This is a genomic window from Puniceicoccaceae bacterium (genome assembly GCA_040224245.1).
GTDB lineage: Bacteria > Verrucomicrobiota > Verrucomicrobiia > Opitutales > JAFGAQ01 > JAKSBQ01.
This window is the reverse complement of the sequence record JBEGIR010000051.1, coordinates 23429-35656: the sequence shown is the minus strand read 5'-3', so window position 1 is coordinate 35656 and position 12228 is coordinate 23429. Positions and strand designations below refer to the sequence as shown.

Annotated in this window: 8 protein-coding genes; 6 read left to right on the top strand and 2 right to left on the bottom strand. The window is 56.0% G+C overall.

Annotated features, from left to right (window positions below):
- The coding region (locus ABQ298_08690; GenBank protein MEQ9824445.1) for a histidine kinase dimerization/phosphoacceptor domain-containing protein at positions 1-2764 on the bottom strand (2764 nt) is incomplete at its 3' end.
- Positions 2765-3057: 293 nt separating this feature from the next.
- Here ABQ298_08690 and ABQ298_08685 point away from each other — a divergent pair.
- The 6 genes from ABQ298_08685 to ABQ298_08660 all read left to right on the top strand — a co-directional run bounded on the left by ABQ298_08685 (position 3058) and on the right by ABQ298_08660 (position 10393).
- Positions 3058-3474, top strand: a complete 417-nt coding sequence (locus ABQ298_08685; protein MEQ9824444.1) for a helix-turn-helix transcriptional regulator — start codon at positions 3058-3060, stop codon at positions 3472-3474.
- Between the two features lie 250 nt (positions 3475-3724).
- Positions 3725-4411: an ECF-type sigma factor gene (locus ABQ298_08680; GenBank protein ID MEQ9824443.1), complete on the top strand. Its 687-nt coding sequence runs from the start codon at positions 3725-3727 to the stop codon at positions 4409-4411.
- 34 nt (positions 4412-4445) lie between these two features.
- A complete protein-coding gene (locus tag ABQ298_08675; GenBank protein MEQ9824442.1) occupies positions 4446-6665 on the top strand; it encodes a serine/threonine-protein kinase in 2220 nt (739 codons plus the stop codon).
- A gap of 316 nt (positions 6666-6981) precedes the next feature.
- On the top strand, positions 6982-8310 hold the full coding sequence (locus ABQ298_08670; protein MEQ9824441.1) for an MFS transporter: 1329 nt from the start codon (positions 6982-6984) through the stop codon (positions 8308-8310).
- A 35-nt stretch (positions 8311-8345) separates the two neighbouring features.
- Positions 8346-9293, top strand: a complete 948-nt coding sequence (locus ABQ298_08665; protein ID MEQ9824440.1) for a family 43 glycosylhydrolase — start codon at positions 8346-8348, stop codon at positions 9291-9293.
- A gap of 35 nt (positions 9294-9328) precedes the next feature.
- Positions 9329-10393: a family 43 glycosylhydrolase gene (locus ABQ298_08660; GenBank protein ID MEQ9824439.1), complete on the top strand. Its 1065-nt coding sequence runs from the start codon at positions 9329-9331 to the stop codon at positions 10391-10393.
- A 302-nt stretch (positions 10394-10695) separates the two neighbouring features.
- On the opposite strand, the gene ABQ298_08655 is transcribed toward ABQ298_08660, so the two are convergent.
- Positions 10696-11943 carry a hypothetical protein gene (locus tag ABQ298_08655; protein MEQ9824438.1) on the bottom strand — a complete coding sequence of 416 codons (1248 nt, stop codon included), beginning with the start codon at positions 11941-11943 and terminating at the stop codon, positions 10696-10698.
- Positions 11944-12228: the final 285 nt, after the last annotated feature.

Genomic DNA, 12228 nt, shown 5'->3' with positions numbered 1-12228 from the left:
GCACGTGATGAGCGTCGCTCGGAGGAATCGCAAACGGTTCCCCTTCAACGCGAATCTGGATGTCGCTGGAATGCGGTGAGACGAGGTCGGCGATGCGTTGAAGCGCCTTGCCAATGTCACAATCTTCCAGCAGGGGTGATTCCATATTGAGCAGGGCATGCTGCACCTCTTTTCGCGTATATTCGAGCATCTTGCGAGCAGTACCAAGACTGGCCCTCAGGTCATCGCTGACAGTGGGTGAGCGCAGTACCCCGTCGAGATGGATCATCAAACCTGCCAGACCCTGCTGCACACTGTCATGAATCTCACCTGCGAGACGGTCCCGTTCGGCGAGGGTTGCGGCATTGCGGGTTTCCAGATTCAGCTTGTGCATGGTGGACTCCAGCGCTTCCGTTCGCTCCTTGACGAGTTGGCTGAGTCGCTTGTTTCGCATGCGTGAGCGGTACAGCAACCAACGGATCAACAGGGCAAAGGCTGCTGCAGCAAGCAGTCCATAACCGGTATAGGCCAGCGGTGCGCGATACCATGGCGGATGGATCAGAAAATCGAAGGTGATGGCATCTCCGATACCAAAACGGTTGTCGGTGAGCTGACAGGTCATGCGGTAGCGACCCTCCCGAAGATTGGGCAGGGTGATGTTGGAATCTGCATCCTGCATGCCCCATTTGAGAAAGGGAGCTTCGATCTCGATGTTGTAGCGCGGATTGCGAATGGCGTAGCTGCCCGCGAAGAACTGAAAGCTCAGGCTGTTTTGAGCAAAATCAAGCACGAGGGTTTCGTCGGGCATCGATCCGGTTGAGGCAATGACCTGGCCTGTGCTCTGGTCGGTCACCGCCACGATTTGAGGATTGAGAACTGCGAACGGCTGGCTCTGCATGGCGTTATTGACATGAAAGAGTGAGGTTCCGGTGTTGAACCAGACGTCAGAACCATCGACAACGCGCACGATGGGATAGGATGCGCGCACGAATTCAAATCCGGTCGTCGAAATCTGGTAGGAGTTGCCGGAGGGTTGAAGCTGCGAAATGCCTTGGTAATGGGAAACCCAGACGTTGCCCGCTGCATCTTCCGCCATGCGGCCGATCAGGTAGGGCAGGGTTTCGAGAAAATGCCATGCCTCCGGTGCGGGGATGAACGCTTCCGATTTTTCATCAAAAAACAGTCGCCCTTCTGTGGGAGAGCTGAGCATGACAAGATCCCCAACCACACCGATGTGAATCCAGCCGGGTTCCTCCCAGGGAAACTGGTCAAAGAGTTGTGTGTGCAAAGCACCGTCACGATGGGAAATGCGGGCGACCCGGTGTACCCCCAGTTCGATCCATACAGAATTGCCTGCACGGTGAACGACGGTGGGGTATCCCACTCCCGGGACCCGCTCCGTGATCTCCTTCCAGACCCCGTCGATGCGTTGAATCATGGTGCTGGATTCCTTTCCGATGACATAGCATCGGTCATCATCCACCATGACCAGACGGTCAGCGGAAAAATTGTCGAGCACCTGCACAAAGCGATCCTCTGCAACGCGTTCGTAGATGCCGGTGCGGTTTCCTGACAACAGGGTTGTTCCATCACTGGCGAGACCCCAGGTGCCCCAGTCAGGTTGATGCTCAAGCAATTGAAAGGGTGTGGTTTGCAGGGCATCCCTGTCACACGATTCGAACAGACGTCCGTTGGATGCAATGATGGTGCGTCCCCTCCATTTCACAACCTGGGGCCAATTGATGGGCAGTCCCTGTCGACTGTCGAGAATAGCAACGCGACTGCCATAAAAGACCTGTTGCAGTCCGAACTCCGTTGCGAACCATAGGATACCATATTCGTTTGAAATGATCGACTGAATGTTTTGGAACTCCGGTGCGGTGTAGGCGGAGAGCACGCGCCCGAGGGGGTCGAGGATGAACAAGCCAACTCCATCAAGGGAAATGGCGATATTTTTCTCCGGAAGCTGACAGATCGCGGTGATCATGGGATCCTCAATGGCATCGAGTTCGTTCTGCCATGGGAGCAACTTGTCGCCGTCAAAAAGGAACAGGCCGTGGCGACGCGTGGCGCACAGCATGAAGGTTTCATTGAAACGGGTGTGGTGGTAGAGAATTTGCTGGCGCAGGGGGGAGATCTCCATTTTTTGCAGCTGATTCTGTTTCAGATCAACCTCATACAAACCCGTTTCGGCCGAAACCACAAACAGGCGGTCAGCAACAGCGAAGGCGTTGATCATCTCCGGCAATTCAACGTAGGTTGTGGCTCCTGACTGGGTCTCCCGGTAAACCAGGCCATTCCAGTTTCCGAAGCAGATGCCATCCCGGAATGGGAAAAGCATCAGGTAGTTTGTGGATTTTGACCAGGTAGGACGGTCCGAAGGGGAGAGTTGTACGGGTTCGAATCCCCCGGATGCTGTGCGGACCAGCTTTCCCCAGGAACCACTTGCACCGTACCAGGCTTCGTCCTCGGACAATTGGAGCACGGCATGCAGCACTTCAGTGGTATCGTCAAATTCGGTCAGGAATTCCCAATTGCGATCATTGAGCACGGCAAAAGATCCGTTTTGCACCAGAGCGAGGCGGCCCAGCGGATCAAAACTGATCTCAAAATCACCATTGATTCCCCCGATTTCATCCAGGGAGTGGAAGCGACTGAGAGGCAGGCCCAGGGGGGTTGGGGTTGCGGCTACCGCACCCGTAACCCCTGCGACCACACAGAACCATAGGGCGACCTTGCTCCAGAGTGCTTGGAAGCAACCCGAATGAATTCTTGGAAGAAACATGTGCAGTGGCCTGGAGTTCAGATTGTTGAGCGGGTTCATTTTCCACCGGATTTCCTCGAAAGGCTGGGTTGGAAAGTGGTACGCAACAGGCGGATACGGGACACGGAGCTACAGGCTGCGGGCAGCAGCAAGCCGTGAATCAAGACGGTTCCTTTCATGACGGGTATCGGGATTTGCATGCGGCGGGCTAAACCATGGCCGCTCAACATCGCACTCTAGGCGGTGTAGGGAGCTGCGGAAACAAAAAAACGAATATCCCTGCAGGGAATTGCAGAAATTCACCATTGCCAGGAATGGAGATTTACCAAGAATTACTAGGTATGGAGTTTTCGAAAGACCTGAATGCTGCATCAGCCACGCCATTGATTCTGATGTTGCTGGAGCGCGAACCGCGCTACGGCTATGCCCTCATTCGCGAAGTGCACGCATTGTCGAAGGGTCGGTTGCAGTGGGAGGAAGGCATGCTTTACCCGATCCTTCATCGACTGGAGCGCCTGGGCTGGATCCACAGCGAATGGATCGCACCGCAGTCGGGTCGGCGTCGCAAATACTATTCGCTGCTACCGGAAGGAAAGCGTTCCCTCAACATCCTGCGGGAACAGTGGAGCACGATGCATGAAATTCTCGAAGCAGTGGCATCACACCCTGCGCATACGGAATCATGGTCCGAGTCAGACGATGATGAGGTGCTTCCGGTGTCCCTGCTCTAGCGATTGCCCCTCTGGCAGTGGTCCTGACATCGCTTAACTGTCAAGGTAAGCTGGTGCTTGCAGTTGTGGCTGAAGCTCACATCGTAGGAAATGTTCCACATTACGGAACAGTAATACCCCACACACCGACCGATGCATGCTGCCGACCAATCCGCAGAACTGAGTCGGTTGATTTCACCCATGAATGTTTGCCGCAGTACCCCGGTTCCAATTCGACCCCAACAGGCCCGCTGGCGAAGCGAGATCAGCCATGAATGAGTTCAACGCAAACGGAAAGAGACCTCTGAACCGGTCAGCGCATTCCTTTCCGGTGCAGGACTCGGTTGCGCACCCGGTCGCCTCGCGTGAAGAGCTTGCAGACCTGACCCGGAGCCTGAATGAACTCTCAGCCTCTGGTGGCAAGGGATCAAACGATGTCCTTCCCCTCGTGTATGATGAACTGCGACGCCATGCCAACCACCGCATGAGCGCAGAGCGGCGACAGTACACCTTGCAACCGACCGCGCTGGTACACGAGGCATGGCTTCGCCTGGTCGGTTCGGACAGTAAACCGGTGAAGTGGGAGAATCGCGCTCATTTTTTTGGGGCGGCGGCCCGTGCCATGCGGCGCATCCTGATCGAAAACATTCGCCGCAAAACAGCGATTAAGCGCGGAGGGGACTGGATCCGGGTGGAGATCGACAAGGTGGATCTGGCGCAGACCAGTCCGGAAGAAAAGGTGCTGCTCATCGATGAGGCACTTGAGCAGTTGCAGCAGGCTCATCCGGACAAGGCGCAGGTCGTCATGCTGAAGTTTTTTGGAGGTCACTCCAACCGAGAAGTGGCAGAGATGCTGGGCATGGGCGAGCGTTCGGTGGAGCGGCATTGGGCCTATGCAAAAGCCTGGTTGATGCAGTGCATCAGGGACCAGGGCGAGCAAGCAGCCCATTCCCGTTGAAGGTGTTGTATCGTATTCCCGATTTCTATCATTCATGAGCAGTCACAGCACGGATGAAGCAACATTGTTTGATCAGGCACTGCAGATCGAGGATGCGGCAATGCGTTCGCGCTATCTTGATGAAGCCTGCGATGGGGATACACAGTTGCGGGAGCGCTTGGAGCGACTGCTCTTGAGCCATGAACAGGCGAATTCCTTCTTCACCGAGGGTGAACGCCTGCTTGCGGACTCGGAGGAGCGCAACCGCCTGCGGGAGATCGCAGATGAGGCCCTGACCGGGAACGGTGAGTTTGTTGAAGAACCAGTTGGGGTGCGCATCGGTCACTACAACCTGATCAAACGCATTGGTGATGGAGGCTGCGGAGTGGTGTACCTGGCCGAACAGGAGCAGCCCGTTCGTCGCATGGTGGCGATGAAGATCGTGCGAATCGGCATGGAGTCGCGCCAGGTGATCGAACGCTTCAAGGCGGAACGCCAGGCCCTTGCGATGATGGATCATCCCCACATCGCGCGTGTTTTTGATGCAGGCGAAACCCAGAGTGGGTCTCCGTATTTTGTGATGGAGCACGTGAAAGGCGTGAAGATCACGGAGTATTGCGAATCCAATCGCCTGTCGATCCGTGATCGGCTGCAGCTCTTTATTCAGATCTGTCATGCGATTCAGCATGCCCACCAGAAGGGCATCATTCACGGCGACATCAAACCCTCCAACATCATGGTTTGTCAGCAGGATGGTGTGGCGATCCCCAAGGTGATTGATTTTGGCATCGCAAGGGCAACGGAATCCCGACTGTTTGACCGCGATGCATTCTCAAAAGAAGACCAGTTGATGGGGACTCCCGCCTACATGAGTCCTGAGCAGATGGAGATGAACGGGTTTGATGTGGATACCCGCAGCGATATTTACAGTCTGGGTGTACTGCTCTATCAACTGCTCGCCGGACGCACCCCGCTCGATGGTCGGCGCATGATGGATCTCAGTGCCGCGCAAATGCGGGAGCTGCTCAAGAATGCAATCTCGATCAAGCCCTCGTCCTGTCTGCTGGAACTCAAGTCCTCGCAAGTGGCACGGCTTGCCCGGGATCGTGAGTTGTCTGCGTCGGAATTGTTGCACCTGCTTCGCAATGATCTCGATTGGGTCGTGATGAAGGCCCTGCAGAAAGATCGCAGCCTGCGCTATGAAACCGCAAACGCGCTGGCGATGGATGTGCAGCGGGTTCTCGACAATCAGGTGGTGCTTGCGCGACCGATGAGCTGGCACTATGGGATGCGAAAATTCATCCGCCGCAATCGGGTGGTGTTTGTGGCCAGCCTGATGGTGGCGGCGTCCCTGGTTGCAGGCATGGGAGTCTCCACCTGGTTACTCTTTAAGGAGCGTGCAGCCCGGCACCGTGCGGTGGCGGCCGAGCAACAGCAGATGCGCCTGCGCCAGGAGGCGGAGGTCCGGCAGCGTGTAACGGAAGCGGCCTGGCTGATCAGTCAGGGGCGCCTCGAAGCGGCGGATGAACTCATGCTTACCACCCCTCTGCAGGAGGCTTCCGTGGAAGGAGCTGCAGTGGTGCGTGCGATTGGGGAGTGGCATGGCATTCGCGGACGATGGAAAGAAGCGGCGCACTATTTTGAGGTGCTGCTTCAGGTCAATCGCTTTGAAAGTGCGGATGTAGCGAGTCTGGATCTGCTCGAGCTGGGGCCAGTACTGGTGAAACTCGGCGACAGTGCACGGTACGAGGATTTCCGTCATCACGCAGTGGAACGCTACAGAGCCAATGGCAGTGCTTTTGCAGACCGATTTCTCAAGATTGTGCTGCTGAAGCCTGCGAGCGAAGTCTTAACCGTGGAGCTTCGCGATATGGTGGCCCAAACTGAGCGGGCTGTGCAGCGCGATGTGGAAGTGGGGGATTTTTTTGAGGCGGCCTGGCGATCCATGTCGGTTGCATTGTATGAGCTGCGCAGGGGTGACTATTCAACCGCAGTCGCCTGGTGCGATGCGTGCCTGGCCTATCCCGACAACAACGCGCCGCGCACGGTTGCGGTGCATGCGATTCGCGGCATGGCCTATCACATGATGGCGCGCAATCCTGAAGCCCGGACGGAACTGGCTGCGGCGGTCAATTTGATGGAAACGAAGTTTCGCGATGGTTTGGATCGCGGCACCCCCGTTCACGGTTTCTGGTTTGACTGGCTGTTTGGTCAGATCCTGATGGAAGAGGCCCGCCGCCTGATTGCTCCCGAAACCCTGGCATTGGCGGATTGAGCTGTCGGAAAATGTTTTGCGGGACCTGCGATTCATTCCTCCGATTTTCTTGGCGGAACGCGCGTCGTATTTGCGCATTTACCAATGACCTGATCGGGGTCGATTCGTTGAGAAAAAGCCCTTGCACGGGGCGGAGAGCGGACTGTGGGAATGCCATTTCAGTCGCCATGCGGTGATGTTGGGCTTGGAGTTTGTGCAGTGCGATTCGCATCGGGCGAATGCTTCCGGAAGGGTCGTGTATTTTACGATTCCACCTGGCATTTGTCCGCCGAATGGAACGATATCCTGACATACCCACACACACAGAATCTACAGAATGAAAACCCAAAAACTGACGATCCTCGAAAAGATCGGATTTGGTGCCGGTGACATGGCCGTGAACGTGGTCATTTCGTCCATGTTCCTCATCATCACGTTCTTCTATACGGACGTTTTCGGCATCCGCCCGCAGGATCTTGCCCTGCTGTTCCTTCTCGTTCGAGGCATTGATGCAATCACGGACCCCTTGATGGGTATGCTGACTGACAAGTTCACCACACGTTGGGGGCGCTTTCGGCACTACTTTTTGTTTTTATCGGTACCGTTTGGCATTTCGGTGTTTCTGACGTTTACGACTCCGGATTTTGATTACGCGGGCAAGTTGATCTGGGCCTATACGACCTACATTTTTGTGACGCTGATGTTCACCTCGGTGACGATCCCCTACATCTCCCTGATCGGAGTGCTCACAGATGACCCGAAAGAACGCCTCTCCGCGAACGGCTACCGCCTGTTTTTTGCAAAAGTGGCGGCCTTCCTCGTGTCGATCGTGGTGCCCATCATGGCAGATGCACTGGGCAAAGAGAGTCTCTCTCGTGGATACCAGCTGTCGATGGGGGTTATGGCCCTGATGGGCACGCTGTTGTTCCTGTTCTGCTTCGCGACTACGACGGAGCGCGTGGAGCACAAAGTGGACAAGAAACCGGTGCTGGAACAGATTCGACTGTTGTTTCGCAACGACCAGTGGTTGGTGCTCTTTGCCGTTTGTTTTATCGGAACGATCGGCTATGTGATCCGGGGGTCGGTGGCACTGTATTATGCCAAGTACTATCTCGGCGGCAGTGCGCAGCTGCAGTCTTCCTTTCTGGGAACCGGGGTTGCGGCAGCGATCCTCGCGATGGTGGCCTCTACATGGATCACCAAACGCTACTGCAAGGTGCAGCTCTTTCGCTGGAGCCAGCTGCTCGTCGGCTTGCTGAGTGTGGCGATGTATTTCCTGGTGCAGCCGGGCGATGTTGCCATCGCGTTTGTGCTGTATTTCCTGCTCTCGTTTGTCGTGGATCTGCACGCACCAGTCTTCTGGTCGGCGATTGCGGAAGCGGTGGATTATGGGCAATTCAAGTCTGGCAAACGGGTCTCCGGCCTCGCCTTCGGGTGCATTTCCTTCGCGCAAAAGGCGGGCATGGGCGTCGCCGGGGCGGTGGTTGGATGGTTGTTGACGGCCTTTCACTATGTTCCGCGTGAGACGCAGACGCCTCTGGCAATGATGGGCATAGCACTGATGCTGACCATCATTCCCGGGGTATTCCACACCCTGATGGGGTCGCTGATGTTCCGCTATCGCATCACGGACAATTTTTACAATGAACTCAAGCAGTCGCTCTGACCTGATCCATTGAAACCCTTAACCTGAAGACCCTCATGACTCAAGCGATGCAGCCCTTGATCGAGCAACGCGCCGATCCTTTCGTTTACCAGCACACCGACGGGTACTATTATTTCAGTGCGTCGGTGCCTGCCTATGATTGCATTGAACTGCGGCGCTCCAAAACCATCGCCGGGCTTGCCAGTGCCGAACGGGTGGCTGTCTGGCGCAAACCCGATACGGGGCCTTACAGTCAGTTGATCTGGGCACCGGAGATTCACTTTCACTCCGGGCGATGGTATGTGTATTTTGCCGCTGCACACACCCGGGAGATCAAGGACGAGTTGTTTCAGCACCGCATGTGGGCGATTTCGACCGATGCGGTAAATCCACTGGAGGGGAGCTGGGGTGAACCCGTGCAGATCCTCACACCGTGGGATACCTTTTGCCTGGATGCGACGACCTTCTATCAGGGGGGAGAACTCTACTACCTCTGGGCACAGAAATATCCGGAGATTCGGGGAAACTCCAATCTGTATTTGGCGAAGATGAAGGATCCGCTCACGATCATGGGAGATCCCGTCATGCTCACCAAACCTGAGTTTGATTGGGAAACCATTGGATTTTGGGTGAACGAAGGTCCGGGCATCCTGCGACACGGTGACCGTATTTTTATCACCTATTCGGCCAGTGCGACCGATGAAAACTATGCAGTCGGTCTGCTGTGGGCGCATCAGAACTCCAACCTGATGGATGCCGCTTCGTGGACCAAATCCACCCAGCCTGTGTTTCGTTCCTGTTTTGAGCATGGCGTCTATGGGCCGGGGCACAACAGCTTCACAAAGTCGGAGGACGGCAGTGCGGATGTCCTGGTGTATCACGCGCGCACGTATACGGAAATTGTGGGCGATCCCCTGTGGGATCCCAACCGTCACACCTACGTCAAATGCGTTCGCTGGACGGATGAGGGATTTCCGGATTTTGGACGTCCATCGCTGCCCTGAAGTCTCCAATCTTTGAATTTCAACTGAAGCTATCCATGATGATTTCCACTTTTTCACGCATCCTTTTTGCGCCCATGATCGCCCTGGCGACGGTTGTCGCTCTGGCCGATCCGTCTGTGCCTGCTGCTCCGGTTCCATATCCAGACGGAGCCAGCGGAGAAGTACAACCCTTTGTGCACGACCCCGTGATCGCCGTCGAAGGTGATCAGTATTTTCTGTTCCACACCGGACCGGGCATCAACGTCTGGCAGTCGAGCGACATGCAACACTGGACGACGCTCGATTCTGTGTTTCCTGAGGTTCCGCAATGGATGTTTGAGACGATTCCCGGATTTCGGGGGCATCTCTGGGCACCCGACATCTACCATCACGACGGCACCTGGTATTTGTATTATTCGGTATCGGCCTTTGGTCGAAACACCTCCTTCATCGGAGTTGCCTCCACCCCGACGCTTGACCCTGAGAGTTCCGAATTCGGGTGGACTGACCATGGCATCGTGATTCAGTCCTTCCCAGGATTGAACAACTGGAATGCGATTGACGCCAATGTAATTGATGATCAGGACGGCACGCCCTGGCTCGCCTTTGGTTCGTTCTGGGGTGGGTTGCAAATCGTGCAGCTCGCAGATAACCGCATCGAGCTGGCCCATCCGGATGCACCCGAAGTGATCACGATTGCGAGCCGCAATCCGGGTCCAGCTGAAATGCCCGATGGCGGATATCCGGAGCAGGCGGGGTCAGGCGCGATTGAGGCACCTTTTCTGGTTTATCGGGATGGATATTACTACTTGTTTGCGTCAACCGACTATTGCTGCCGCGGTGCAGACAGCACGTACAAAATGATAGTGGGACGCTCGAAGTCCGTGACCGGACCCTATGTCGACCAGAATGGCGTGCCGATGAACGAAGGGGGAGGAACCTTGCTGCTCGAAGGTGATGATCGCTGGTATGGCGTGGGGCACAATGGAGTGACGCACGTGGATGGAGTCGATTATCTCGTCTATCACGGTTATGATTCCCAGCACGAATACGCCTGGGCACGTTTGTTGATCAACCCCATTCACTGGAAGAATGGGTGGCCGACAGTGACTCGCGAATAAACTTGCTCACGAACATCGATTTTTCTCCGTGCAGATGGCATTCTGTTCCGGAGAAGTGTGGGTGGGGGTGCCTTCGGGCACCCCCTTGTGTTGCACGCATGGGAGTGTGCTGCAATGTCACGCCGACAGCTTCACTTTGGAAATCCGGGTGGTTCGTGCAGTGGCGAAGGACAGGCTGCAGGATGGCATCGGGAAAATGCCTTGTGGGACAATGGAGAAACGACGCTGCGGGAACACACTGGGCGATTGCAGCATCATGCATGACAGGGGTCAATGCGCTTGGCAGGTTGACGGTTGGTTTTTCATGGGTGTTTCGAGTTCTTGCCAGGTACAGTGTCGCCGTTGGCAAGACCGAGGATTTCCGGCACTGCACCACCGGCTCGAATCAACCAAACCTTGGAACCGGGGCGTATGCCCATGCGTTCGGCGAAGGCTTCATTGTACAGGGTGGCACGCTGGATGGTGGCTCCGTCGATTTCGACGGGTTCCAGAATCGCAATGGGGGTCACTTTTCCTCGATCCGAGACCGATGTTTCGATTTCCAGAACGGTTGCAAGGATGGGTGCCGGTGGAAATTTTCGTGCGGTTGCCCAGTGTGGGTGCTGTTGAGTGTTACCCAGATGTTGCCGCTTCGCCAGGCAATCCAGTTTGATGACCCAACCGTCTGCGTCAAATGGCAGCTGCATGCGGGATTTTTCGAGGGAGTTGACTTGTGCGATGATCTCCGGAACGGACGCAACCCGCAGGGTCTGGACCACGGGAAACCCTGCGTCCTTGAGTTGATTCAGGGCGTTGAAATGGGATTTCCGACCCGATTCCAGGGCGTTGCGCCACTCAAAAATCAACATGCGCAGGCCGCGACGCATGACCTCAACCGGATCCTGCAGCATGAGCGTGCCGGAGGCGAGGTTGCGGGCCGTGCGATAGGGGGACTGGTTGGACCGGATGCGCTCAGCATTGATGGCGTCAAAATGTGCCTTCGGAATATAGGCCTCACCGCGCAGCTCCAGGTGTTCGGGCAATCCCTCGATGGCAAGTGGCAGCGCACCCGAAGCCAGAATCACTTCGGTGACATCAATCCCGGACAGCTTGTCACCCCGGGTGAGGGCCTGTGTCAGATGACCGTGATGATAGGTCACGACGATGGAAGCACCATCGACTTTCGGTTCGATCACCCATTGTGTTCCGGGCTGGTGCAGTGCGTTGCAGAAGGCGAGCAGCTCGGCGTCGCTTTTGCACTTCTGCAGGCTGAGCACGGGGGATCGATGCTCGACCCGTTCGCGAGTGTGCGCACCGGATTCGGGCACGGGGAGTTGTTTCAGGTGCGGGTACTGGTGCTCCAGTTGTTGCAGCTGCAACCGCATGCGGTCGTAGGCGGCGTCACTCATGAGCGACTCGTGTTCCTCAAAATATGCAGTGTCTGCCTGATTGAGAATGTGCAGCAATGCCTGATACTGGCGCTGAATTTCAGGAGGAGGCTCTGCTTGAAGGTGGACAAGCAGGAACACAGAACTGCAAAGCAGCCAGAAAATGGGCAATGGAGGTTGCATGAGAAGGCTGGGTTGAGGGTGGAGTGAGTGGGCACCTTACCGGAAGAGGCGCAGTCGGCTCAAGCCTCAATTGCCGGTAGAGGGTATGAATAGGGGTGGGTATGCGCGAGCTGGAAGCTCCCGCTACTTACCGGATGCGGCACGCAGCTCTGCGCCCGTCAGGTTGCTCGGAATTCGCAGCTGGGAATTAAACCCAGCGGCGTCTTCTTTGGTAGCTGGATTTGGAAAAAATCCAGATTCTAAATGGGATTGAACCGACAGTTCCGCATCAAACCCTTTCGAATC

Coding starts and splice junctions, on each gene's coding strand:
- ABQ298_08685 (MEQ9824444.1), top strand. CDS start 3,058: ATGGAGATTTACCAAGAATTACTAGGTATGGAGTTTTCGAAAGACCTG.
- ABQ298_08680 (MEQ9824443.1), top strand. CDS start 3,725: ATGAATGAGTTCAACGCAAACGGAAAGAGACCTCTGAACCGGTCAGCG.
- ABQ298_08675 (MEQ9824442.1), top strand. CDS start 4,446: ATGAGCAGTCACAGCACGGATGAAGCAACATTGTTTGATCAGGCACTG.
- ABQ298_08670 (MEQ9824441.1), top strand. CDS start 6,982: ATGAAAACCCAAAAACTGACGATCCTCGAAAAGATCGGATTTGGTGCC.
- ABQ298_08665 (MEQ9824440.1), top strand. CDS start 8,346: ATGACTCAAGCGATGCAGCCCTTGATCGAGCAACGCGCCGATCCTTTC.
- ABQ298_08660 (MEQ9824439.1), top strand. CDS start 9,329: ATGATGATTTCCACTTTTTCACGCATCCTTTTTGCGCCCATGATCGCC.
- ABQ298_08655 (MEQ9824438.1), bottom strand. CDS start 11,943: ATGCAACCTCCATTGCCCATTTTCTGGCTGCTTTGCAGTTCTGTGTTC.